Origin of the sequence: Craterilacuibacter sp. RT1T (assembly GCF_023502145.1) — a bacterium.
Taxonomy (GTDB): domain Bacteria; phylum Pseudomonadota; class Gammaproteobacteria; order Burkholderiales; family Chromobacteriaceae; genus Craterilacuibacter.
Genome location: NZ_JAMFLI010000005.1, coordinates 177,128 through 199,890 on the forward strand (window position 1 = coordinate 177,128; position 22,763 = coordinate 199,890).

A 22,763-nucleotide genomic window follows, 5' to 3' on the forward strand; every position below is an offset into this window, starting at 1 on the left:
TGCCCGCCGTTTCGACAGGAGTCGCACATGAATATCGGCCAGGCGGCGGATCACAGCGGCGTTTCCGCCAAGATGATCCGTCATTACGAAAGCATCGGCTTGATCCAGCCGGGCCAGCGCAGCGCCGCCGGCTATCGCCAGTACAGCGAGCGCGACGTGCATCTGCTGCGCTTTATCGGCCAGGCCCGCAAGCTGGGCTTCCCGCTGGAGCAGATCCGCCTGCTGCTGTCGCTGTGGCAGGACAGCCAGCGCAGCAGTGCCGACGTTAAACAACTGGCGGCGGCGCATATCGCCGAGCTGGACCAGCGCATCCGCGAACTGAGCGCAATGCGCGACGCCCTGTCCACGCTGGCGGCCGGCTGCGCCGGCGACGCCCGCCCCGACTGCCCCATCCTGCAAGGGCTGGCGCAACAAGGCGGCCACTGCGCGCACCCGGCGCGAGCCTAACGGGGATGGGTCGCTGACGCATGAGTCGCATGCATCACATGCCATAAATACCCACTGCTAACGGGTACATCAACAAACAAAAGGCAGCCCGCAGGCTGCCTTGAAAGAACACCAGAGCGTGATGCCGCTTACGCCAAGGCGTGCGCCACGTAAGACTTGACCGCTGCCGCGTCGGCACCGAACTCGACCACGCGTTGCGGCAAGTCTTCTATGCCCTCGAAACCGGCCGGGCGTGGCGGCTCGCGATCCAGCGCCTCGCGTATGGTTTCGGCGAACTTGGCCGGCAGTGCGGTTTCCAGGCAGACTACGGTTTCACCGGCCACACGCAGTTCGCGTGCAACCTTTACCCCGTCGGCGGTATGGGTGTCGAGCACGCGCGCGTCTTCACGATCGACCTGACGGATGGTGGCCAGACGGTCGGCGTGAGAGCTGGCGCCGGACACAAAGCCGAATACCCCATGCACCGCATCCAGCTGCGCCGACAGATCGAAGCCGCGCCCGGCATCAACCTCGCGCCACAGCGCGGCAACCTTGTCGCCATCGCGCCCGACCAGATCGAACACAAAGCGCTCGAAGTTGGACGCCTTGGAAATATCCATGGACGGGCTGGAAGTAACAAAAGTCTGCTCGGTGCTGCGCGGACGATAGACGCCGGTCTTGAAAAACTCGTCCAGCACATCGTTTTCATTGGTGGCAACGATCAGGCGCGCCACCGGCAGCCCCATCTGGCGCGCGATATGGCCGGCGCAGACATTGCCGAAGTTGCCCGACGGCACGCAGAAGCTGACTTGTTCGTCGTTGCTCGCGGTCGCGTTAAAGTAGCCGGCGAAGTAGTACACCACCTGCGCCACCACCCGCGCCCAGTTGATCGAGTTGACCGTGCCGATCTTGTAGGCGGCCTTAAAAGCGTGGTCGTTCTGCACCGCCTTCACGATGTCCTGACAGTCGTCGAACATGCCGTCGATGGCGATATTGTGGATATTGGCATCCGTCAGGCTGAACATCTGCGCGCGCTGGAAGGCGCTCATCTTGCCCTTGGGCGAGAGCATGAACACATTGACCCCGGCCTTGCCGCGCAGCGCATATTCCGCCGCCGAGCCGGTGTCACCCGAAGTCGCGCCCAGAATATTCAGCGTCTCGCCACGCTGGGAGAGCACATACTCGAACAGCTGGCCAAGGAACTGCATCGCCATATCCTTGAACGCCAGGGTCGGGCCGTTGGACAGTTCCAGAATCTTCAGCCCGTCGTGCAGCGTCTTCACCGGCGTGATGGCCTCGGAGCCGAACACTTCGCGGGTATAGGTGCGATCCAGCATGGCTTTCAGGTCGGCCGGCGGAATGTCGGTGGCGAACAGGCTGAGAATCTCGAACGCCAGATCGGCGTAACTCAGGCCGCGCCAGGCATTAAGCGTAGCGCGGTCGATTTGCGGGTAAGACTCGGGCAAAGCCAGACCGCCATCGGGCGCCAAGCCCATCAAGATGGTGTCGGAAAACGCAAGCGGCGCCATCTGGCCGCGGGTGCTGATGTACTTCATGGTTTCTCTTTTATTGTCTATTGCAGATGCTTGCCCAGATAAAGCAGGCTGCGGCGCACGCCATCGAGCTCGGCCACATCGGGCAGCTCGCCCCAGCGCGCATAGCCGTGCTTGCCAAACAGCGCAACCGATGGCGCGTTATGCGCGAACACCAGCCCGACCAGGGTACGGATACCGAGCGCGGGCGCGGCCTCCCCGGCAAAACGCAACAGCTGTCCGCCCAGACCCTGGCCGCGGGCGGCCGGGCCGAGGTAAATACTGACTTCGGCTGTGGCGCTGTAGGCGGCGCGGCTATGAAACGCCGACAGACTCATCCAGCCGATCAGCGCGCCATCCTGCTCCACCACCCAGATCGGGTGCTGCGCCGGGCTATGTGCGGCAAACCACGCCTCGCGCTCGGCCACGCTCACCGGCGTAAGATCCGCCGTCACCATGCGCGAGGCCACCGTCGAGTTGTAGATCGCGACGATGGCCGGCAAATCGTCACGCGTGGCGTGACGGATGCCCAGCTCAAGCGCCAGCTCAGCCATTGAGCTCTTCCATGCGCAGGCGCACCACCGGTGCGTTGACGCTGTCCAGCGCCTCGATGGCGGCGATGGCGGCGTTGACCTGCTTCTCCACCACGCGGTGGGTCAGCAGCACGATCTCGGCCGAACCATCGGACACCGATCCCTTCTGGATCACGGCTTCGATGGAAATATCGTTGTCGGCCAACAAGCCGGTGATCTTGGCCAAGACGCCCGCGCGATCGCTGGCGCTGATACGCAGATAGTAGGAGCTGACCACTTCATCCATAGGCAGGATGCGCAAATCTTTCAGCTGATCGGGCTGGAACGCCAGATGCGGCACGCGATGCTCGGGGTCGGCGGTCAACAGGCGGGTGACGTCGACAATATCGGCCACCACGGCGGAAGCGGTTGGCAGCGCGCCGGCACCGGCGCCGTAGTACAGGGTCGGGCCGATGGCGTCGCCCTTGGCCAGCACCGCATTCATCACGCCGTTCACATTGGCGATCAGGCGGCCCTCCGGAATCAGCGTCGGATGCACGCGCAGCTCAACACCGGCTTCGGTGTGGCGGGTCAGGCCCAACAGCTTGACGCGGTAGCCCAACTCTTCGGCGTACTTGATATCCCGGCCTTGCAGCTGGCTGATGCCTTCGAGGTAGCAATGCTCGAAATTCATCGGGATGCCGAACGCGATGGAAGCCATGATGGTCAGCTTGTGACCGGCGTCGTGGCCTTCCACATCGAATGTCGGATCGGCTTCGGCATAACCCAGACGCTGCGCCTCGGAGAGCACCTCGGCAAAGCCGCTGCCCTTCTCGCGCATTTCGGTCAGGATGAAGTTGGAGGTGCCGTTGATAATGCCGGCGATCCACTCGATGCGGTTGGCGCTCAGGCCTTCGCGCAAGGCCTTGATAATCGGGATGCCGCCGGCCACGGCCGCTTCAAACGCCACCATCACGCCTTTTTCCTGCGCGCGGGCAAAGATTTCATTGCCGTGCAGCGCCAACAGCTTCTTGTTGGCAGTGACCACATGCTTGCCGTTGGCGATGGCCTGCAATACCAGATCCTTGGCGATGGTATCGCCGCCGATCAGCTCGACCACAATATCGACCTCGGGGTGATTCACGATGGCGAAAGCGTCATCCACCAGCTCGACCTCGGGGCCGACCGCCTCGCGCGCGCGCTCAAGATCGCGGTTGGCGGCCATAAACAGGCGGATTTCACGCCCGGCACGGCGGCTGATTTCGTCCGCATTGCGTTTAAGCACGACGGCGGTGCCACCACCTACCGTCCCTACCCCCATCAGGCCAATATTGATCGGCTTCATATCCTAAGCTCCTATGCTTGTTTTATTGTTGCCAGCAGGGCGCACCGCCGTGCCCCTGCTCAAGTCTGCATCGCGCTGCGCTTAGTTGGTACCGTGGCGCAGGCGGTAGTTTTCCAGGAAGTGCCCGAGGCGCCCCAGTGCCTCGGTCAGATCATCCGTATTGGGTAGAAATACCACGCGGAAGTGATCCGGCGCAATCCAGTTAAACCCGGTGCCCTGCACCAGCAACACTTTTTCCTGTTGCAGCAACTCGAGAATGAACTGCTGGTCGTTGATGATCGGATACACCTCGGGGTCCAGACGCGGGAACATATACAAGGCTCCCATCGGCTTGACACAGGACACGCCGGGCATATCGGTCAGCATCTGGTAGGCCAGATCGCGCTGGCGCGCCAGACGCCCGCCCGGCGCCACCAGATCATTAATGCTCTGATAGCCGCCCAGCGCAGTCTGAATCGCATACTGACCCGGCACATTGGCGCACAAACGCATCGAGGCCAGCATATTCAGCCCCTCGATATAATCCTTGGCGTGATGCTTGTCGCCCGACACCGACATCCAGCCGGCACGATAGCCGCAGGCGCGATAGTTCTTGGACAGGCCGTTCATGGTGATGCACAGCACATCGGAAGCGAGGCTGGCGATGGACACATGCTTGGCCTCGTCGTACAGCACCTTGTCGTAGATTTCGTCGGCGTAGACGATCAGCTGATGGGTGCGCGCCACCTCGAGAATCTGCTCCAGCAGCTCCTTGGGGTAGATGGCACCGGTCGGATTATTGGGGTTGATCACCACGATGGCACGCGTCTGCGGCGTGATCTTGGCCTTGATGTCTTCGATATCGGGAAACCAGCCACGGTTTTCGTCGCACACATAATGCACGGCGCGACCGCCGGACAGGCTGACCGCAGCTGTCCACAGCGGATAGTCGGGTGCCGGCACCAGCACTTCGTCGCCATTGTCGAGCAAGGCCTGCATCGCCATCACGATCAGCTCGGACACGCCGTTGCCGATATAGATGTCCTCCAGCCCCACCCCCGGAATATTCTTTTCCTGGGTGTAATGCATGATGGCCTTGCGCGCGGCAAACAGCCCCTTGGAGTCGACATAGCCCGAGGCGTTTTGCAGATTGGCGATCATGTCGGCATTGATTTCGTCCGGTGCATAAAAGCCGAACGGCGCCGGGTTGCCGATATTGAGCTTGATGATGCGATGGCCTTCTTCTTCCATCTTCTTGGCGTGCTCAAGCACCGGACCACGGATGTCGTAGCAAACGTTGGCGAGTTTCTGGGATTTACGGATAGCTTGCATATCGGGTGTCGGTCCTTGCCGACCATGCCCGGCCGCGCAGCAGGACATGATTCGGGAGAGTCAAAATAGCGGACTCACGCCCAGCGTGAGTCGAGTCATTTATAATCCTATCCCAAATCGGTGCTGCGCTGCACTAGCCTCTTCACTCAGCCTTACGGACACGCATATGAAACTGCATCAAGCCCAGCTTAGCGGCCACAATCTATTCACCGGCTACGGCGAAGGCTTTGTCGAAATCAATCAGCAGCGCCACGAGGGCGCACTGATTATTACCGGTGAAACAGTGCAGCCCTGGCAGGTGGGCAGCTTTGCCGAACTCACGCCGGAAAACTTCGCCGCCCTGCTGCCTTTCAGCCCGGAAGTGGTGCTGTTCGGCAGCGGCAGCAAGCAGCGCTTCCCGCATCCGCGCCTGTATGCCGCGCTGTCGGCGCAGCATATCGGCGTCGAAGTGATGGACACCCAAGCCGCGTGCCGCACCTATAACATCCTGCTGTCGGAAGGGCGGCGCGTGCTGCTGGCGGTAGTGGGGGAATAAGACGGGGATCGGGGATCGGGGATCGGGGATCGGGGATCGGGGATCGGGGATCGGGGATCGGGGATCGGGGATCGGGGATCGGGGATCGGGGATCGGGGATTTCAGTGTTTCGGCCTGGGCCAAGCACGTCAACTCCCCATTCCCTACTCCCTACTCCCCACTCAATTACACCGGACAGGCTTCTGCCTTGTCCGCCACCGCCGCACGCTCGCCGCCAAAGCTTTCATAAGCCATCAGCGCCTCGGCTGCCGTCATCAGCGACGGCCCGCCGCCCATATACACCGCCACTTGCAGCATCTCCAGAAACTCGGCACGGCTGCAACCCAGCTCGACCAGCGCCTTGGAGTGGAAAGCCAGACAACCCTGACAACGCCCGGCAATACCGATGGCGATGGCGATCAGCTCTTTTTGTTTATTGCTCAGCGCCCCGTCGGCATGCGCCGCACGGTTCATCTGGCCGAAGCCCTTCATCGTTTCCGGAATTTCGCGACGCAGTTCGGCCAGCTTGCCGCCCAGCGCGGCGGTCAGATCCTGATAGTTGTGGCTCATGCTTTTCTCCTTACGCTTAATGTTTTCACATTATGTCTTTTCATATATCGAAAGGCAAGAGGCAGGATGACGGGAGTGGGGAGTGGGGAGTGGGGAGTGCGTAGGGTGGGCGAGCCGCGGATCAGCAGCGCAACCCGCCATCCCGCCACTTTTGTGCGCGCATCTGCGGCATACTGGCACCCGCACCGCGAAACAAAAGGCGATGTCTCAATGACACGCTGGCTGTTCATTGCATGCGATGCGCGCTATCCGTGCGTCAGCCACCCATCCCCGTTAGGCTCGCGCCGGCGAAAAAGCCGCTGGCGAGGTCTTAAGCTGGCCCTTGTTTGAGCGATTCGACGGTAGCGAATCGCGAGTTGGCCAGCGCCTCGCCAGCGGCTTTTTCGCAGGGGTTTCGCGAGACTTCGGGGGCGCCGGGGATGCAAGGGGCCGGGCGCGTCCGGCCCCTGCCCGCATGCCGCGCGGAAGCGGCAAGTAAAAAGCACGTCCGCGTAGCGGACACAAAGTCCAAAACCTGTCTGCGCCAACCCGTAGCTGGGACATAGCCCAACAAAAACCATAAGCAAATGCCTGAATTTAAAACCGTCATCCTCTTTCTGCTCACGGCCATTGCAGAAATCGTCGGCTGCTACCTGCCCTATCTCTGGCTAAGGGAAGGCAAGAGTATCTGGCTGCTGGTTCCTGCGGCATGCAGCCTTGCCTTATTCGCCTGGCTGCTTTCGCTGCACCCCTCGGCGGCAGGTCGCGTGTATGCGGCTTACGGCGGTGTTTATATTTTCGTCGCGATTCTATGGCTGTGGGCGGTAGACGGCATCCGGCCAACGATGTGGGATATTGTCGGGACGCTCGTGGCCTTGCTGGGCATGGCCATCATTATGTTTGCCCCCAGAAATACCTAAGCCCGCGGGTATCGCGTAGGGTGGGTTAGCCGCTGTTAAGCGGCGTAACCCACCGCCACGCCACCATCGGATTGGTGGGTTACGGCCTTTGGCCTAACCCACCCTACACGAGAAGTGGCACACCGGACAAGACAGCTATGGCACGGTGGGCGATGAACAGGTCATGCAAAATAAATGCAAAGACCCTGCTTTGATGTGTACCATTTGTGGCACAAGTAGCAACTCTGCTGAAAAACCATCAGCAGCAATGGTAGCGGGCATGGTTATACACACCGAACAATCCGGTATGCACCTGAGCAGTGGGTACATTTAACGTTAGATTTCATCTATGGGGATACTCGCATGAAAGTGTTTTTGAGTTGGTCAGGGCAAAGAAGCAAGGAAGTAGCAAACTTGCTGAGTGATTGGCTCTGCTGTGTCATTCAGGCCTCCCGGCCTTGGATTTCTACACGAGACCTTGATCGCGGGTCACTTTGGTTTGGAGAGATCAATGATCAGTTGAAAGACACAACAGTGGGGATCATCTGCCTAACCCAAGAAAACAAGACGCGCCCCTGGATTCTTTTCGAAGCTGGCGCTCTCGCAAAGGGGCTCACTACATCACGAGTTTGTACGTTGTTAGTCGATCTTGAGCCAAAGGACATCGAAGATCCATTGGCTCAGTTCAATCACACATTTCCAACACGCGAAAGTGTACTGGGACTGGTCAAGACACTGAACAGTACGCTAAGTGCCAACGGGCTTGATAGCAGGATTCTTGAGCAAGTTTTCGACACGTATTGGCCGCAGTTTGAAAAGAGATTCGCTGAAATTCTTTCAAGCACCGATGCTCAACCACCATCGAAGCCACGCCCCAAGGAAGACGTACTTGGAGAAATTCTGGAGAACACCAGAATTCTGAACTCAAGAATCCGCAAATTGGAGCACGAAACAGAACGATCTCGCATGCGTGAACTCGATATGCCAACAAGCATGCTTCATAAGCAAGCCATCGAGATGGCAAAAGCAGGAATGCCTATTGATATGCTGGTAGACAGATTTAGCAGCCGTCTACCAAAAGTTGTGCTAAAAGACCTCGCAAACATGGCTGAGAGGGAAAATTGGGCGACTGAAACCTAACCATTCATTCAATGGTACGCCTAACGACACCCGCTAATTCAAACGTTAGGTATCAGCGCGTAGGGTGGGTTAGGCGCTGTTAAGCGGCGTAACCCACCATTAGGCAGGCTGCTTGGCGGTGGGTTACGGCCTTTGGCCTCCACCCACCCTACAGCAGATCCTTCAACAGCAACGCCCCCAATAGCAGCGCGATCAGCGCCAGCAGGAAGTTCTGCCGCTTTTGTTCGCGCATCAGCTGCATATAGCCGGCGATCATCAGTTCGGACGATTTGCCGGACAGGGCTTCGTTCAGTTTGCGCGGCAGGGTCGGCAGCGTGGTGGCCCACTGCGGTGCCTCGTTTTTCAGCGTGCGGATCAAGCCGCGCCAGCCTATCTGCTCGTTCATCCACTTCATCAGGAAGGGCTTGGCGGTGTCCCACAGATTAAGATCGGGGTCGAGCTGGCGGCCCAAGCCCTCGATATTGAGCAGGGTCTTTTGCAGCAACACCAGCTGCGGCTGAATCTCGACATTAAAGCGGCGGCTGGTTTCAAACAGGCGCAACAGCACCATGCCGAAGGAGATCTGGCTGAGCGGCTTGTCGAAGAACGGTTCGCACACGGTACGCACCGCCGCTTCCAGCTCTTCCGGACGGGTGTCGGCCGGCACCCAGCCCGATTCGATATGGGCGGTGGCGACGCGGTGGTAGTCGCGGTTAAAGAAGGCGAGGAAGTTGACCGCCAGATAGTGTTTGTCGGTTTCGGTCAGGCTGCCGACGATGCCGAAGTCGAGCGCGATATAGCGCCCGTCCGGCGCGACAAAGATATTGCCCGGGTGCATGTCGGCGTGAAAGAAGCCGTGGCGGAACACCTGGGTGAAGAAGATTTCGACGCCAAAGCGCGACAACTGCTTGAGATCGACCCCTTCGGCACGCAGGCGCTCGATCTGGCCTATCGGCGTGCCGTTCATCCATTCCAGCGTCAGCACTTCGCGGCAGGTCGCGTCATAGAATACTTCCGGCACCACCAGCATGTCGGAGCCGACGAAATTGCGCCGCAGCTGCGAGGCATTGGCGGCCTCGTGCATCATGTCCAGCTCGTCATGCAGATACTGGTCGAATTCGGCCACCACTTCGCGCGGCTTGAGGCGCTTGCCGTCGGCCAGGAAGCGCTCGACCCAGCCGGCCAGCGTGTTCATCAGCGCCAGATCCTGCTCGATCACCGGCTGAATGCCGGGGCGCAACACCTTGACCGCCACCTGACGCCCGCGGCTGCCATCGGCCTCGCGCAAATACGCCTTGTGCACCTGCGCCACCGACGCGCTGGCGACCGGCACATCGTCAAAATCCACATAGACTTGATCGAGCGACCGGCCAAAGCCCTGCTCGATCACCTGGCGCGCCAGCGCACCGTCAAACGGCGCTACCTTGTCTTGCAGGCGCGCCAGCTCGTCGGCGTAATCGGGCGGCAACAGATCGCGCCGCGTCGACAAGACCTGACCGAACTTGACGAAGATGGGGCCCAGACTTTCCAGCGCCAGACGCAGGCGCACCGGCAGAGGGTCGGTGGGCTTGCGCCGCCCCGGCAAGGCGCGCAGCAGGCGGGAGAGCAGCCGCAGCCGGGCATGCCCGGCAAAGAAGTCATCCAGACCAAAGCGGTATAGGGTAGAAACGATTTTCAGCGAACGCGACAGACTCATCAGGACAACTTTTTATTGGGGGTGGATGCCAGCGCTTCCAGATGCGCCAGGCGTTTTTGCAGACGTTCGCTATCATCGCGCAGGGTATCGACCGCCGCGACAAACTGCGCGACATCCTGCCGCCGGGCCAGAAGCGGAACTTCGTCGCGCAGGTGTTCGATCCAGCTCTCCAGCAGGCGGCCGCCAATCTCGCCCTTGACGCCCAAGGCGCTACGCACGGTGCGGCCGACGCGATGGGCCACGCTGTCGCCGACGATGCGCGACAGGTCTTCCTCGGCATCCCAGTGCAGGCGCGACAATAAGGCGGCCAGCGACGAGGCCAGTACGCCGTCGCCGTCAAACGCCACATTGCCCATGCCGGCCGGCTGGCCGCTAAGAGCGGTCAGCACCGCACCATGGCTCAGGCGCACCGTGGCCTCGGGGCTGCCCTGACAGGCCGCGAGAAAACCGGCATCGGTAATCACGCCGCTCACCGTCAGCGGCGGCAGGGTAATGGCCACGCGCCGTCCGGCGTGGGCGGCCAGCTCGGCGCGCACGCCCGGATGCTGACCCAGGAGATGGTTGAACGCCAGTAAGGAAATCTGCATTTAGTGCCCCTTGCTTGCCAGACTCAACAGCAAAGTACCCGCAATAATCAGCACGATGCCGCCCACCTTAGCCGGCGACACCGCCTCGCCATATAACACCACCCCGACCAGCGCCACCGCCGCCATGCCCACGCCGCACCAGATGGCGTAGACGATACCGACCTCAAGCCGCTGCACCACTTGCGACAACAGCCATAGCGAGCAGCCGTAGCCGGCGAGCACCAGCAAGGTCATCAGCGGGCGGGTAAAGCCTTCGGTCAGCTTGATCGAGCTGGTGGAAACCACCTCGACCAGAATGGCCGCCCCCAGCAGCAGCCAGGTCGGGATCAGTGCCAGCATCAGAATTTGTAACCCTTGTGCAAGGCCACCACACCCGCCGACAGATTGTGGTAATCGGCCTTGCCGAAACCGGCATCCAGCATCATCTGCTTGAGCGTGTCCTGATCCGGGTGCATGCGGATGGATTCGGCCAGATACTGGTAGCTGGCGGCATCATTGGCGATCAGCTTGCCCATCAGCGGCAGCGCCTTGAACGAATACAGGTCGTACACCGGCGACAGCGGCTTCCACACCTTGGAGAACTCCAGCACCATCAGCTTGCCGCCGGGCTTGAGCACGCGCAGCATTTCCTTCAGCGCCAAATCCTTGTGCGTCATATTGCGCAGGCCGAATGCCACCGATACCGCATTGAAGTAGTTGTCCGGGAAGGGCAGCTTTTCCGCGTCCGCCAGAGACACCGGCAACATCAGGCCTTCGTCCAGCAGGCGGTCGCGCCCCACGGTCAGCATCGACGAGTTGATATCGGTCAGCCACACTTCACCGGTCTTGCCCACGCGCTTGGCCCAGCCGCGCGCCAGATCGCCGGTACCGCCGGCAATATCCAACACCTTGTCGCCGGGCTTGACGCCGGAGGTGCTCAGGGTGAAATGCTTCCACACCCGGTGCAGGCCCGCCGACATCATGTCGTTCATCACATCGTATTTTTGTGCGACCGAATGGAAGACTTCGGCCACCTTGTCGGCCTTTTCGCTCTCTGCGACATCTTTAAAGCCGAAATGCGTTGTTTTTTCCATGCTCTACTCCCCCCTGCCCGCGCCGGCTGCGGCGAGGCGATCCAGATAATCCTGCCAGTTGATCTCGTAATGCTTGCCCAGCTGGTACAGATAGTCCCAGCTATAAAGGCCGCTGTCGTGACCGTCGTCAAACACGATCTTGAGCGCGTAATGCCCGACCGGCTCCAGCGCAGTGATCGCCACCTGACGCTTGCCGGTTTGCAGCGTTTCCTGCCCGACGCCATGACCGCGCACCTCGGCCGAGGGCGAGTACACGCGCAGGTATTCGCACGGCAAGGTAAAGCTTGCGCCATCGTCAAAGGCAATTTCCAGCCGCTTGCTGATGGCGTGCAGCTTGATCTCGGTCGGCATGGGGCTGTTCGGTTTCAGGCCGGACATGGACTCTCCAGTTTAAGAAGACAGGGGCTTTGCAGCGCGGACGGTTCAGCCGTCCTTGCGCTCCAGCAGCATGGCGTCGCCATAGCTGAAGAAGCGGTATTCCTTTTCCACCGCATGCGCATAGGCGGCACGCATCTCGGCGTAGCCAGCAAAGGCCGACACCAGCATCAGCAGGGTCGACTTGGGCAGGTGGAAATTGGTCAGCAGGCGGTCAACCACATTAAAGCGGTAGCCCGGCGTGATAAAGATATCGGTCTCGCCGCGCCCGGCGATCAGCTGGCCGCCACGCGCAGCCGACTCCAGCGCGCGCATGCTGGTGGTGCCGACCGAGACCACTTTGTGCCCGGCCGCGTGCGCCGCTTCAATGGTGGCGCGCGTCTGCTCGGGGATGTCGTAGATTTCGCTGTGCATTTTGTGCTCGGCGATATTGTCCACCCGCACCGGCTGGAAAGTGCCGGCGCCCACATGCAGCGTGACATAAGCCAGCTTCACTCCGTGCGCTTCAAGGCGGGCCAGCATTTCGTCGGTAAAGTGCAGGCCGGCGGTCGGTGCGGCGACCGCACCTTGCTCCTTGGCATACACCGTCTGGTAACGCGCATCGTCGTCAGCGTCGGTATCGCGCTCGATATAAGGCGGCAGCGGCAGCTTGCCCGAGGCTTCGAGGATATCGAACAGGTTTTCTTCGGCAAGAAAGCGCAGCTTGAACAGCTCGCCCACGCGCTCGACCATCTCGGCCTGCCAGCGCCCGGCAAATACCAGACGCGTGCCCGGCTTGGGCGACTTGGAGGCGCGCACATGCGCCAGCGCCGTGTGTTCGTCCAGCACGCGCTCGATCAGGGCTTCAATCTTGCCGCCGGAGGCCTTTTCACCAAACAGGCGCGCCTTGATCACGCGCGTATCATTGAATACCAGCACATCGCCGGCAGACAAAAAGCCGGGCAGCTCGGCAAACAGGGTGTCGGCCAGCTGCGACCCTGCAACATGCAGCAGACGGCTGCCGCCACGCACCTCAGGTGGATGCTGGGCAACCAGATGTTCGGGCAGGTGGTAATCAAAATCGGAAAGCTGCATGGCGGCACACATATAAGGCAAATGATGGCGATTATACCTGCGCCATTCACTTAACGGCACGCCGCTTGCATGACCATGCGGCCTCTTGCGCCAGATCAAACTCGCTTTGACCCGACTGGCACAGAATTGCGACGATGCGTTAGAATGCCTGCCAACCCTAGTGCATAAACTCTATATGACCATCAACAGCGACTGCTCATATCTCACATCTGGGCTTCAATTTCTGCAAAAGCTGGACTTTATGCGCCCATTTGCGGCAAACTTGCGCCCATGATGAAAGCTGACAGCGTGCCGGCCTTGCGCCGTATTCTGGTTTTGCATGGCCCCAACCTGAACTTGCTCGGGCTGCGCGAGCCACAACATTACGGTCGCGACACGCTGGCAGATATCAACCAGCGCCTGATACAGCAGGCCAAAGCCGCCGGTTTCCCCCTGGAAACCCTGCAAAGCAATGCCGAACATGTGCTGATAGAGCGCGTGCATGCGGCGCTAAATGACGGCACGGCTTTTATCATCATTAATCCCGCCGCCTTTACCCATACCAGCGTCGCCCTGCGCGATGCACTGGCTGGCGTCAAGATTCCGTTTATTGAAGTTCACCTGTCCAATGTCCACGCCCGTGAACCCTTCCGCCAGCATTCGTATTTTTCCGATCTGGCGCAAGGCGTGATCTGCGGACTCGGTGCTTGCGGTTACGAACTGGCTCTGACTCATGTGCTGATGCAAATGGCTCAGACGCCCAATCCAACAATCTAAAAGAAATTAGGATCAGCATGGACCTGCGCAAACTGAAAAAACTGATCGACCTGGTGGAAGAGTCCGGCATTGCCGAACTGGAGGTCACCGAAGGTGAAGAAAAAGTCCGCATTACCCGCGTGACACAGAACAACCAGATGTTTGCTCAAGCCATGCAATACCATCAGCTGCCACCGGCCGCACCTGCTGCCGCACCCGCTCCGGCCCCGGCTGCCGTGGTGGAAGTGGCACCGGCCAACAATGCCGCGGCCGTCAAGTCGCCTATGGTCGGCACCTTCTACCGCTCGGCAAGCCCCGGCTCCAAGCCCTTTATCGAAGTCGGCCAGCAAGTAGCCGTTGGCGACACGCTGTGCATTATCGAAGCGATGAAGCTGATGAACGAAATCGAAGCCGATCGCGCCGGTGTGGTCAAGGCCATCGTGGCCGAAGATGGCCAGCCGGTAGAATACGGCGAACCGCTATTCATCATCGAGTAAGGCTGCCAGCACGCCTTGGGAGGAGCAGGACGCGGATCGCTAGCCGGTCGGCCTCTTGCTCCTTGCCGTTCTCACGCCCTGCGGAGATATGATTCATGTTTGAAAAAATCCTGATCGCCAACCGTGGCGAAATTGCCCTGCGCATCCAGCGTGCCTGCCGTGAAATGGGCATCAAGACTGTCGTGGTCTATTCCGAAGCCGACCGCGAAGCCAAATACGTCAAGCTGGCCGATGAAGCGGTCTGCATCGGCCCGGCGCCATCGGCCAAGAGCTATCTGCATGTGCCGGCCATTATCGCGGCCGCCGAAGTCACCGATGCGCAAGCCATTCACCCCGGCTACGGCTTCCTGTCGGAAAACGCCGACTTTGCCGAACGCGTCGAGCAGTCCGGCTTTGTGTTTATCGGCCCGCGCCCGGAGACGATTCGCCAGATGGGCGACAAGGTGTCGGCCAAGCATGCCATGATCGCCTCCGGCGTGCCTTGCGTACCCGGCTCGGAAGGCGCGCTGCCGGACGACAACGATGAAATCATCAAGATCGCCAAGAAAATCGGCTATCCGATCATTATCAAGGCTTCCGGCGGTGGCGGTGGACGCGGCATGCGCGTGGTGCATACCGAAGCGGCGCTGCTGAACTCGGTCGAAATGACGCGTACCGAAGCGGGGGCCGCCTTCGGCAACCCGACCGTGTATATGGAAAAGTACCTGCAGGAGCCGCGCCATATCGAGATTCAGGTGCTGTCCGACGAGTACGGCGACGCCATCTATCTGGGCGAGCGTGACTGCTCCATGCAGCGCCGCCACCAGAAAATCATCGAAGAAGCCCCGGCACCGGGCATTACCGACAAACAGCGGCAGAAAATCGGTGAGGCCTGCGCCGCCGCCTGCCGCCGCATCGGCTACCGTGGCGCCGGCACCTTCGAGTTCCTGTACGAAAACGGCGAGTTCTACTTTATCGAGATGAACACCCGCGTTCAGGTCGAGCACCCGGTGACCGAGCTGATTACCGGCATCGACATCGTGCAGGAGCAGATCCGCATCGCCGCCGGCGAGAAGCTGCGCTACAAGCAAAAAGACGTGCATATCAAGGGCCACTCCATCGAGTGCCGCATTAATGCCGAAGACCCGTTTACCTTTGTGCCAAGCCCGGGCAAGATCGACGGTTACCATCCGGCCGGCGGCCCCGGCATCCGGGTCGATTCGCACATCTATCAGGGCTATACCGTGCCATCGCATTACGACTCCATGGTCGGCAAGGTGATTTCCTACGGCGATACCCGCGACCAGGCGATGGCGCGCATGCGCATTGCCCTGTCCGAGATGGCGATTTCCGGCATCAAGACCAATATTCCGCTACATCAGGAACTGCTGCTGGATAACGCGTTCCGTCGTGGCGGCACCAGCATTCACTATCTGGAAGAGCGACTCGCCCAGAGGAAAAAAGGAAACTGATATGGCCTGGCAACAAGCCACCATTGATACCGATTCGGCCGTGGCCGAACAATTTGCCGATGCGCTGATGGATGCAGGCTGCCTGTCTGCCGCCATCGAAGACGCACTGGCCGGCACCGAAGCCGAGCAGCCCATCTTCGGCGAGCCGGGTGAACCGGTCGAGCAGATGTGGAAAAGCAGCAAGATCATTGCGCTGTTCGAAGAGCACGCCGACCTGGCGCTGATGATTGCCGCTGCCGCCAACGCGACCGGCATTGCACTGCCACACTACACGCTGGAGCGGGTAGAAGAGCAGGACTGGGTGCGTCTGACCCAGAGCCAGTTCGATCCTATCCGCATCTCGGAACGGCTGTGGATCACGCCGACCTGGCATGATGCGCCGGACGCCAACGCCATCAATCTGCAACTGGATCCGGGCCTGGCTTTCGGCACCGGCAGCCACCCGACGACGCGTCTGTGCCTGCAATGGCTGGATGCGAATATCAAGGGCGGCGAGACGGTGCTCGACTATGGCTGCGGCTCCGGCATTCTTGCCATTGCCGCCCTCAAGCTGGGTGCGGGCGAGGTCGCCGGCGTCGATATCGATGCACAGGCGGTACGCGCCAGTCTGGACAATGCCGCACAAAACGGCGTTAGCGGCATCTTCTGCCTGCCGGATGCCACGCCGGAAACCAAGGTCGATGTGGTACTGGCCAATATTCTGGCCAATCCGCTGCGCCTTCTGGGCGAGATGCTGGCCAGCCATGTGAAAACCGGCGGCAAGATCGTACTGTCCGGCATTTTGCAGGAGCAGGCCGAAGAGCTGTCCGCCATCTACAACACCTGGTTTGATATGGAAGCCCCGGTATTCGACGAGGGCTGGACCCGACTGACCGGAACACGACGCGCCTGATCCATGCAAACTACACAATGCCCGCAGTGCCAGACCCGATTCAAGGTCAGCGATGAACAATTGGCTGTCGCTGGCGGCTTTGTCCGCTGCGGGCACTGTGCGCATGTGTTCAATGCCAGCGAATTTTTGCAGGCCATGCCGGGCACTCCGCCCGTGGTCGATGCCCCGCCTATGGCGCCGTCGACCGATGATTTCGAGCTGGAGTTGCCCGACTTCGATCCGGCCGACTACTTGCCGGAAACAGAAAAAAACAGCAGTGCCGAGCCGCTCGCCGTGACGCCCGAGCCAGAGCCTGAAACTGAGCCTGAACCCGAGCCGCCGCTCGCGGAAAATCCGGACATTGCCGAATTCCAGCAAGCCCTGGCCGATGCGCTGCGTGCGCCCAAACAGGCTTCGCGCAGCATAGAGCCACCGGATGCGGCCCCCCATTTGCCGCTGGGCAATCCGTTTGCAGAAGCGGAGCCGGCGGACATCCTGCATACGGCACGCAAGCCGCGTCAGGAGCCGGTCATGGAGGCGGTGCCCCCGATTCCGGAGAGCCCGCTGATGCCGCCACCGGCGCAAGAAGCGCCCGCCCGCAATAAAGCAAGCCGTAGCAAGCACGGAGCGCTCGGTGCAGCGCTGGGCGTTGCCGCCGTGGTGGGGCTGTTTGTACTGGCAGCCCAGCTGATCTATCTGAACCGCACCCGCATCAGTGCCGAACTGCCGGAGTTGCGCCCGGTACTCGAACAAACCTGCGCCCGTCTGGGCTGCACCGTGCCCCTGCCTGCCGATCGCCAGTTGTTGCGTACCGAATGGTCGGAGTTGACGGTGGTGCCGGATCATCCCGGCCTGGTTCAGTTCACCGCCATCCTGAAAAACCATGCCCGTTATCCACAGGCATGGCCGGCGATGGAGCTGACCCTGACCGATAGCGAAGACCGGGTCCTGGTACGTAAAGTCCTGCCCCCGGCCGACTATCTGCCGCCGGCCGAGCTCAAGGCCGGGCGCTTTGCCGCCGGCAGCCAGATACGCGTCAGCCAGCGCTTCGATGCCGCCCGCTTGGGCGCACGCAACAAGTCGCTGGGCTATAGCGTGAACTGGCTTTACCCTTAAGCCAGCCCTCTTGCCCCCCCCTGCCGGCATCGTGCCGGCGGGGGACTGCCTAGTCTTCCCCTGCCTGACCCCGCCCCGCCTTGGAAAAAGGCCATGCACCCGTTACCCGTTGGCGCAGCTGCGCTTTGAATCTAGTGGCCGCGCACGGCAGCAGCCTCGCGGGGCTGACGCATGCATACCGCGCATGGCATGGCATCAACGTGTAATGGGGACACAGCAGCCCGCCCTGCCCGCTGCTTAGCCACAGCACCAAGCAACGCCAAATGCATTTAATTGTTATTAAGCAATTGCTTATGCATATAAAACACCCTCCACTAGTGCAATCACCAACCGAGAAAAGGTGCATTGACACAGATCAACGCAATCAAAAACAGCGCACCATACAATCTTTGATTGTGATCAATCGCTTTGCATTAAAAGCATTGCAACTCAATAATATCCGCATAGCCGGATAGCCATAGCGAACGGCCAGCACATGCGGCAGCGGGAAAAACCAAGCTGCCTCGGGCTGACTGCGAGCCCCTTTTATACAGAGACGCCCTTATGCAAGAGCCCACCCCGCCAAGCCGGTCCAATAGCGACTGGAAAAAAATGCTATTGCTCGCCTTTATCGGCTTGCCTGTCACCATGGCCGCCCTGATCGCCCTCTACGGCTTTGTGCTCTGGGGTCTGCAAGTGATGTTTTTCGGCCCTCCCGGCGCCTGACCTCTCATCTCCCCACGCTTAAGCACCTCAGACATCTAGGAATTACGCATGAAAAAAATATGGCGCTGGCTCGCTGAATTATTCAGCAAGCCATCCACACGCATCGGTTTGGGCGTACTGGTTACGGTGGGTTTTATTGCCGGCATTCTGGCCTGGCAAGGTTTCAACAAGGCCATGGATCTCACTAATACCACTGAATTCTGTGTCAGCTGCCACACCATGCAGGGCAACCAGACCGAGCTGAAACCCACCGTACACGGCACCAACCGTAGCGGCGTCACGCCGGGCTGCCCGGACTGCCACGTCCCGCATGACTTCTCCGACAAAATCGCCCGCAAAATGAAGGCCAGTGTAGAAGTCTGGTCTCATCTGACCGGCAAGATCGGCACGGCGGATAAATTCGAAGCCCATCGCCTGCGTCTGGCACAAAACGAGTGGGACCGCTTCAAGGCCAATGGCTCGAAAGAGTGCCGAACCTGCCATGACTACAGCAAGATGGACTTCGACAAAATGCGCCCGGCTTCGCAAGAGCCGATGCGCGGCGCGGCCGAACGCGACCAAAGCTGCATGGATTGCCACAAAGGCATTGCCCACCACATGCCGGATATGAAAAACAGCCATAACCCGGCCTTCGACAGTCTGGTTCAGGCGGCCGACAGCACCCGCATCCAGGATGGCAACAGCTACATCAATGCCCTGCCGCGCGAGCTCTACAGCGATGAAGCACTAGGCAAGGCCGCCGGCCGTATCGAGATTGCCACCCCGCTCAAAGTCTTGAAGCAGGTCGGGGATGCACAGCAGATCGAACTGCTGGCCTGGCGCAAGAGCAAGGGTTACGGCCGCGTCTGGTATAGCCAGTTCGGCATGAACATCGTTGTCGCCACGCTGGACAAGGCGACGGCACAGGACAAGTCGCTGGTAGAGGTTCTGGAAAGCAAGGAAGACCCGAATACCGGCCTGATCTGGCAAAAAGTGCGTGCCGTATTCTGGACCAAACAAGGTGGCGTCATGGAGTCGGCCGATCCGATCTGGGATGTTGCGCGCAACAGCTACCAGACCAGTTGCAGCGTCTGCCACAAACAGCCCGATGTTGCCCACTTCGACAGCAACACCTGGCCAGGCCTGTTCAGCGGCATGGTGGGCTTTACCAATATGGACAAGGATACCCAGGCACTGGTGCTCAAGTATCTGCAGAACCATTCGTCCGACTTCGATAAAACCGCGCACTGAGGAAAGCAATAATGATAAACAATTCACGGCGTACTTTTTTGAAGGGTCTGACGCTGGCCTCCATGACGGCGCTGATCGGCCCCAGCCTGCTGTCTATCGGCGATGCCGCTGCCGCGCCGGCGGCCGGTGCCGGTGCCGGTGCCGGTGCCGGTGCCAACAATGATGGCTGGAAAATGGCCGGCTCGCACTGGGGCGCATTCCGCGCCCGCATCGCGGGCGGCAAGGTCGTAGAAGTCCGTGCCTTTGAACACGACAAGCACCCGACCGAAATGCTAAACGGCATTATCGGCCTGATCTACAGCCCGTCGCGTATCCGCTACCCCATGGTGCGTCTGGATTGGCTGAAAAACCGGCACCGCAGCAATACTGCCGAGCGCGGCGACAACCGTTTCGTGCGGGTCACTTGGGACGAGGCACTGGATCTGGTGTACGGCGAGATGGAACGCGTCCAGCAGACCTACGGCCCGTCGGGCCTGCATACCGGTCTGGTCGGCTGGCGCCAGACCGGCCAGTTCCATACCTGCGGCAACCATATGCTGCGCGCCGTCGGCATGCACGGCCATACGGTCACCACCGCGGGCGACTACTCGACCGGTGCCGGTCAGGTCATCATGCCCTATGTACTGGGTTCGACCGAGGTGTACTCGCAAGGTACATCGTGGGAGCTGATTCTCAAGCACAGCAAGAACATCATCTTCTGGGCCAGCGATCCGGTTAAAAACCTGCAGGTTGGCTGGAACTGCGAGACGCACGAATCCTACGCCTATATCGAACAGCTCAAGGGCAAGATCGCGCGCAAGGAAATCCGCGTCATCAGCATCGACCCGGTACGCAGCAAGACCCAGAACTATCTGGCGTGCGAAAAGCAGTACGTCAATCCGATGACCGACGTGGCGCTGATGCTGGGCATCGCACATACGCTGTATAGCGAGAAGCTGTACAACAAGCAGTTCCTCGACAGCTATGCGCTGGGCTTCGAGCAGTTCCTGCCCTACTTGCTGGGCACGGCGGCGGACAAGACCGCCAAAACGCCGGAATGGGCGGCAGCGATCTGCGGCGTTCCGGCGGCACGCATCCGCGAACTGGCCCGCCTGATGGCCAAGGAGCGCACCCAGCTGATCTTTGGCTGGGCCATCCAGCGCCAGCAGCACGGCGAACAGCCGTACTGGATGGGTGCGGTACTGGCGGCCATGCTCGGCCAGATCGGTTTGCCCGGTGGCGGCATCAGCTATGCCCACCATTACAGCTCGATCGGCGTCCCCGCATCCGGCGCAGCCATGCCGGGCGCCTTCCCGCTCAATCTGGATGCCGGCAAGAAGCCGAAATATCCCAGCACCGATTACAAAGGCTATAGCGCGGTCATTCCGTGTGCACGCGCCATCGATGCCCTGCTCGAACCGGGCAAGGTGATCGATTACAACGGCAGCAAGGTCAAACTGCCGCCTTACAAAATGGCGATCTACTGCGGCTCTAACCAGTGGCACCGCCAGCAAGACCGCAACAAGATGAAGAAGGCGTTTCGTGCGCTGGAGACCGTGGTCAGCGTCGACTACACCTGGACGGCGACCTGCCGTTTCGCCGACATCGTCCTGCCGGCCTGCACCCAGTTTGAACGCAACGATATCGACGCTTACGGCTCCTACAGCAATCGCGGCGTTATCGCCATGCACAAGCTGGTCGACCCGCTCTTCCATTCACGCCCGGACTTCGAGATTTTCCGCGAGCTGACGCGCCGCTTCGGCCGCGACAAGGAGTACTCGCGCGGGATGGAGGAAATGGAATGGGTGCAGCAGCTGTACGAGCAGTGCCGCAAGGAAAACGGCAGCAAGTTCCCCATGCCGGCATTTGCCGAATTCTGGCAAAAAGGTTATGTCCTGTTTCCCAAGGGCAAGCCCTCGACCCGCCACGCCGATTTCCGCGAAGATGCCGAGATCAATGCTCTGGGTACCCCATCGGGCTTTATCGAGATCTACAGCCGCAAGATCGCCAACTATAAATACCCGGATTGCCCGGGTCATCCGGTATGGCTGGAAAAGAACGAACGCTCGCACGGCGGCCCCAAGTCTGAACGCTACCCGCTGTGGATGCAGTCGGTACACCCGGACAAGCGACTGCACTCGCAGATGTGCGACTCCGAGCCCTTGCGTGCGACCTATGCCATCCAGGGACGTGAACCGCTGTTTATCAGCCCGCAAGATGCCAAGAAACGCGGCATCCGCCACGGCGATCTGCTGCGCGTATTCAATGACCGTGGCCAGGCGCTGGTGGGGGCCCATGTCTCGGCTGACTTCCCGCCCGGCGTAGTCCGCCTGCAAGAAGGGGCATGGTATGGCCCGACCGGCCCGGAAATCGGTGCACTGGATACCTATGGCGACCCGAACACCCTGACGCAGGATATCGGTACCTCGCGCCTGGCTCAGGCGATCAGCGCCAACACCTGTCTGGTTCAGGTCGAAAAATACACCGGTAAAGTACCGGCCGTCACCGCGTTTGGCGGCCCCAAGGAAGTCAAACCCAAATGACCGCGCAAAAACACAATGAGGGCGAGCGGGAGCTGCGGGCAGGCTTATACAGCCTGTTCGCCACGCTCTATGCACAGGAAATGCCGCAGGCCATGCTGCAAGCCTGGCTGAAGGGCGAGGCGCAGCCACTGCTGCAGGCGCTGGCGCAAGATGGCCATGCCGAAGAGGTTGCGGCCATGCAAGCCAGTCTGGATGCCTTGCGCCAGACGGCGGATGCAAGGCTGGAGCTGGCGGCAGACTATGCTGCATGCTTTTTGCTGGATCTGAAAAGCTGCGCCCCGCCCTATGCCTCGTGCTATGCCTTAACACCGGCACGCCTGTATGGCCCGCAAGAGCAGGCCATGCGCGAGCAACTGAGCACGCATGCACTCTCGGTCAGCACGCACTTTCCCGAGGCAGCCGACCATCTGGCGGTACAGCTGGAGTTTCTGGCCTGGCTGATCATCGAGCGCAAGGACGATGAAGCAAGCCGCCAGATCGACGAGCTAGCGAGCTGGCTGCCCGCTTTTGCCGACAAATGCGCCGAAGTCAGCACGCATTATCCGTTCTACCCGGCTCTGGCACGCCTGTTATGCCGGGTCTTGCAGCAGGACAAAGCGGCTTGCCACTAAGCCCACCCAAAAA

The 22,763-nt window shown here is 60.4% G+C and carries 24 protein-coding genes; 13 read left to right on the forward strand and 11 right to left on the reverse strand.

Annotated features, from left to right (window positions below; genetic code table 11):
* The first annotated feature begins 27 nt into the window (after positions 1-27).
* The gene (cueR, locus tag M3P88_RS10075; protein ID WP_249615918.1) at positions 28-447 is read left to right on the forward strand and encodes a Cu(I)-responsive transcriptional regulator; all 420 of its coding nucleotides are present in this window, start codon (positions 28-30) and stop codon (positions 445-447) included.
* A 128-nt stretch (positions 448-575) separates the two neighbouring features.
* Here cueR and thrC read toward each other — a convergent pair whose 3' ends face one another.
* The 4 genes from thrC to M3P88_RS10095 form a co-directional block, all read right to left on the reverse strand.
* Positions 576-1,982, reverse strand: a complete 1,407-nt coding sequence (gene thrC, locus M3P88_RS10080) for a threonine synthase (protein WP_249615919.1) — start codon at positions 1,980-1,982, stop codon at positions 576-578.
* Positions 1,983-1,999: 17 nt separating this feature from the next.
* A complete protein-coding gene (locus M3P88_RS10085; protein WP_249615920.1) occupies positions 2,000-2,512 on the reverse strand; it encodes a GNAT family N-acetyltransferase in 513 nt (170 codons plus the stop codon).
* Positions 2,505-3,815 carry a homoserine dehydrogenase gene (locus M3P88_RS10090; RefSeq protein WP_249615921.1) on the reverse strand — a complete coding sequence of 437 codons (1,311 nt, stop codon included), beginning with the start codon at positions 3,813-3,815 and terminating at the stop codon, positions 2,505-2,507. The genes M3P88_RS10085 and M3P88_RS10090 overlap by 8 nt, the downstream gene beginning before the upstream one ends.
* Before the next feature lie 81 nt (positions 3,816-3,896).
* Positions 3,897-5,126, reverse strand: a complete 1,230-nt coding sequence (locus M3P88_RS10095; protein WP_249615922.1) for a pyridoxal phosphate-dependent aminotransferase — start codon at positions 5,124-5,126, stop codon at positions 3,897-3,899.
* Positions 5,127-5,292: 166 nt separating this feature from the next.
* Between M3P88_RS10095 and M3P88_RS10100 the strand changes: the two genes are divergently transcribed.
* Positions 5,293-5,661: an Mth938-like domain-containing protein gene (locus M3P88_RS10100; protein WP_249615923.1), complete on the forward strand. Its 369-nt coding sequence runs from the start codon at positions 5,293-5,295 to the stop codon at positions 5,659-5,661.
* 165 nt (positions 5,662-5,826) lie between these two features.
* Here the strand turns inward: M3P88_RS10100 and M3P88_RS10105 are convergent, their stop codons facing one another.
* The gene (locus tag M3P88_RS10105; RefSeq protein ID WP_249615924.1) at positions 5,827-6,210 is read right to left on the reverse strand and encodes a carboxymuconolactone decarboxylase family protein; all 384 of its coding nucleotides are present in this window, start codon (positions 6,208-6,210) and stop codon (positions 5,827-5,829) included.
* Between the two features lie 566 nt (positions 6,211-6,776).
* Between M3P88_RS10105 and M3P88_RS10110 the strand changes: the two genes are divergently transcribed.
* Both M3P88_RS10110 and M3P88_RS10115 read left to right on the forward strand, forming a co-directional pair.
* Complete coding sequence (locus M3P88_RS10110) at positions 6,777-7,109, forward strand: YnfA family protein (protein ID WP_249615925.1); 333 nt, start codon at positions 6,777-6,779, stop codon at positions 7,107-7,109.
* Between the two features lie 342 nt (positions 7,110-7,451).
* Complete coding sequence (locus tag M3P88_RS10115; RefSeq protein WP_249615926.1) at positions 7,452-8,228, forward strand: toll/interleukin-1 receptor domain-containing protein; 777 nt, start codon at positions 7,452-7,454, stop codon at positions 8,226-8,228.
* Between the two features lie 148 nt (positions 8,229-8,376).
* On the opposite strand, the gene ubiB is transcribed toward M3P88_RS10115, so the two are convergent.
* Genes ubiB through queA form a run of 6 tightly spaced genes read right to left on the reverse strand, consistent with a single transcriptional unit; the run spans position 8,377 to position 13,012 of the window.
* Complete coding sequence (gene ubiB, locus M3P88_RS10120; RefSeq protein WP_249615927.1) at positions 8,377-9,903, reverse strand: ubiquinone biosynthesis regulatory protein kinase UbiB; 1,527 nt, start codon at positions 9,901-9,903, stop codon at positions 8,377-8,379.
* The gene (locus tag M3P88_RS10125; protein ID WP_249615928.1) at positions 9,903-10,490 is read right to left on the reverse strand and encodes a ubiquinone biosynthesis accessory factor UbiJ; all 588 of its coding nucleotides are present in this window, start codon (positions 10,488-10,490) and stop codon (positions 9,903-9,905) included. Before M3P88_RS10125 ends, ubiB begins: the two co-directional genes overlap by 1 nt.
* Positions 10,491-10,829, reverse strand: coding sequence for a DMT family transporter (locus M3P88_RS10130; RefSeq protein ID WP_249615929.1), 339 nt, complete (start codon positions 10,827-10,829; stop codon positions 10,491-10,493).
* Entirely contained in the window at positions 10,829-11,563 is a 735-nt protein-coding gene (gene ubiE / locus M3P88_RS10135; protein WP_124736455.1) for a bifunctional demethylmenaquinone methyltransferase/2-methoxy-6-polyprenyl-1,4-benzoquinol methylase UbiE, read from the reverse strand. The genes M3P88_RS10130 and ubiE overlap by 1 nt, the downstream gene beginning before the upstream one ends.
* A 3-nt stretch (positions 11,564-11,566) precedes the next feature.
* Positions 11,567-11,941 carry a gamma-butyrobetaine hydroxylase family protein gene (locus M3P88_RS10140; RefSeq protein ID WP_249615930.1) on the reverse strand — a complete coding sequence of 125 codons (375 nt, stop codon included), beginning with the start codon at positions 11,939-11,941 and terminating at the stop codon, positions 11,567-11,569.
* A 45-nt stretch (positions 11,942-11,986) separates the two neighbouring features.
* On the reverse strand, positions 11,987-13,012 hold the full coding sequence (gene queA / locus M3P88_RS10145) for a tRNA preQ1(34) S-adenosylmethionine ribosyltransferase-isomerase QueA (RefSeq protein ID WP_249615931.1): 1,026 nt from the start codon (positions 13,010-13,012) through the stop codon (positions 11,987-11,989).
* Between the two features lie 273 nt (positions 13,013-13,285).
* On the opposite strand from queA, the gene aroQ reads away from it, so the two are divergent.
* From aroQ to torD, 9 genes are all read left to right on the forward strand, one after another.
* Positions 13,286-13,768 (forward strand): type II 3-dehydroquinate dehydratase, encoded by a 483-nt coding sequence (aroQ, locus tag M3P88_RS10150; RefSeq protein ID WP_249615952.1) that lies wholly within the window; start codon positions 13,286-13,288, stop codon positions 13,766-13,768.
* Between the two features lie 17 nt (positions 13,769-13,785).
* On the forward strand, positions 13,786-14,244 hold the full coding sequence (gene accB, locus M3P88_RS10155; protein ID WP_249615932.1) for an acetyl-CoA carboxylase biotin carboxyl carrier protein: 459 nt from the start codon (positions 13,786-13,788) through the stop codon (positions 14,242-14,244).
* Between the two features lie 95 nt (positions 14,245-14,339).
* On the forward strand, positions 14,340-15,695 hold the full coding sequence (gene accC / locus M3P88_RS10160) for an acetyl-CoA carboxylase biotin carboxylase subunit (protein ID WP_249615933.1): 1,356 nt from the start codon (positions 14,340-14,342) through the stop codon (positions 15,693-15,695).
* A gap of 1 nt (position 15,696) precedes the next feature.
* Complete coding sequence (gene prmA, locus M3P88_RS10165) at positions 15,697-16,587, forward strand: 50S ribosomal protein L11 methyltransferase (protein WP_249615934.1); 891 nt, start codon at positions 15,697-15,699, stop codon at positions 16,585-16,587.
* Between the two features lie 3 nt (positions 16,588-16,590).
* Complete coding sequence (locus M3P88_RS10170) at positions 16,591-17,682, forward strand: DUF3426 domain-containing protein (RefSeq protein ID WP_249615935.1); 1,092 nt, start codon at positions 16,591-16,593, stop codon at positions 17,680-17,682.
* Between the two features lie 543 nt (positions 17,683-18,225).
* On the forward strand, positions 18,226-18,387 hold the full coding sequence (locus tag M3P88_RS10175; protein ID WP_249615936.1) for a hypothetical protein: 162 nt from the start codon (positions 18,226-18,228) through the stop codon (positions 18,385-18,387).
* Positions 18,388-18,435: 48 nt separating this feature from the next.
* Entirely contained in the window at positions 18,436-19,617 is a 1,182-nt protein-coding gene (gene torC / locus M3P88_RS10180; RefSeq protein WP_249615937.1) for a pentaheme c-type cytochrome TorC, read from the forward strand.
* 11 nt (positions 19,618-19,628) lie between these two features.
* The gene (torA, locus tag M3P88_RS10185; protein WP_249615938.1) at positions 19,629-22,139 is read left to right on the forward strand and encodes a trimethylamine-N-oxide reductase TorA; all 2,511 of its coding nucleotides are present in this window, start codon (positions 19,629-19,631) and stop codon (positions 22,137-22,139) included.
* Positions 22,136-22,750, forward strand: coding sequence for a molecular chaperone TorD (gene torD / locus M3P88_RS10190; protein WP_249615939.1), 615 nt, complete (start codon positions 22,136-22,138; stop codon positions 22,748-22,750). Before torA ends, torD begins: the two co-directional genes overlap by 4 nt.
* Positions 22,751-22,763: the final 13 nt, after the last annotated feature.

Bases quoted from the DNA above. Each gene is read 5' to 3' on its own strand.
- cueR (WP_249615918.1), top strand. From the start codon at position 28: ATGAATATCGGCCAGGCGGCGGATCACAGCGGCGTTTCCGCCAAGATG.
- thrC (WP_249615919.1), bottom strand. From the start codon at position 1,982: ATGAAGTACATCAGCACCCGCGGCCAGATGGCGCCGCTTGCGTTTTCC.
- M3P88_RS10085 (WP_249615920.1), bottom strand. From the start codon at position 2,512: ATGGCTGAGCTGGCGCTTGAGCTGGGCATCCGTCACGCCACGCGTGAC.
- M3P88_RS10090 (WP_249615921.1), bottom strand. From the start codon at position 3,815: ATGAAGCCGATCAATATTGGCCTGATGGGGGTAGGGACGGTAGGTGGT.
- M3P88_RS10095 (WP_249615922.1), bottom strand. From the start codon at position 5,126: ATGCAAGCTATCCGTAAATCCCAGAAACTCGCCAACGTTTGCTACGAC.
- M3P88_RS10100 (WP_249615923.1), top strand. From the start codon at position 5,293: ATGAAACTGCATCAAGCCCAGCTTAGCGGCCACAATCTATTCACCGGC.
- M3P88_RS10105 (WP_249615924.1), bottom strand. From the start codon at position 6,210: ATGAGCCACAACTATCAGGATCTGACCGCCGCGCTGGGCGGCAAGCTG.
- M3P88_RS10110 (WP_249615925.1), top strand. From the start codon at position 6,777: ATGCCTGAATTTAAAACCGTCATCCTCTTTCTGCTCACGGCCATTGCA.
- M3P88_RS10115 (WP_249615926.1), top strand. From the start codon at position 7,452: ATGAAAGTGTTTTTGAGTTGGTCAGGGCAAAGAAGCAAGGAAGTAGCA.
- ubiB (WP_249615927.1), bottom strand. From the start codon at position 9,903: ATGAGTCTGTCGCGTTCGCTGAAAATCGTTTCTACCCTATACCGCTTT.
- M3P88_RS10125 (WP_249615928.1), bottom strand. From the start codon at position 10,490: ATGCAGATTTCCTTACTGGCGTTCAACCATCTCCTGGGTCAGCATCCG.
- M3P88_RS10130 (WP_249615929.1), bottom strand. From the start codon at position 10,829: ATGCTGGCACTGATCCCGACCTGGCTGCTGCTGGGGGCGGCCATTCTG.
- ubiE (WP_124736455.1), bottom strand. From the start codon at position 11,563: ATGGAAAAAACAACGCATTTCGGCTTTAAAGATGTCGCAGAGAGCGAA.
- M3P88_RS10140 (WP_249615930.1), bottom strand. From the start codon at position 11,941: ATGTCCGGCCTGAAACCGAACAGCCCCATGCCGACCGAGATCAAGCTG.
- queA (WP_249615931.1), bottom strand. From the start codon at position 13,012: ATGCAGCTTTCCGATTTTGATTACCACCTGCCCGAACATCTGGTTGCC.
- aroQ (WP_249615952.1), top strand. From the start codon at position 13,286: ATGAAAGCTGACAGCGTGCCGGCCTTGCGCCGTATTCTGGTTTTGCAT.
- accB (WP_249615932.1), top strand. From the start codon at position 13,786: ATGGACCTGCGCAAACTGAAAAAACTGATCGACCTGGTGGAAGAGTCC.
- accC (WP_249615933.1), top strand. From the start codon at position 14,340: ATGTTTGAAAAAATCCTGATCGCCAACCGTGGCGAAATTGCCCTGCGC.
- prmA (WP_249615934.1), top strand. From the start codon at position 15,697: ATGGCCTGGCAACAAGCCACCATTGATACCGATTCGGCCGTGGCCGAA.
- M3P88_RS10170 (WP_249615935.1), top strand. From the start codon at position 16,591: ATGCAAACTACACAATGCCCGCAGTGCCAGACCCGATTCAAGGTCAGC.
- M3P88_RS10175 (WP_249615936.1), top strand. From the start codon at position 18,226: ATGCAAGAGCCCACCCCGCCAAGCCGGTCCAATAGCGACTGGAAAAAA.
- torC (WP_249615937.1), top strand. From the start codon at position 18,436: ATGAAAAAAATATGGCGCTGGCTCGCTGAATTATTCAGCAAGCCATCC.
- torA (WP_249615938.1), top strand. From the start codon at position 19,629: ATGATAAACAATTCACGGCGTACTTTTTTGAAGGGTCTGACGCTGGCC.
- torD (WP_249615939.1), top strand. From the start codon at position 22,136: ATGACCGCGCAAAAACACAATGAGGGCGAGCGGGAGCTGCGGGCAGGC.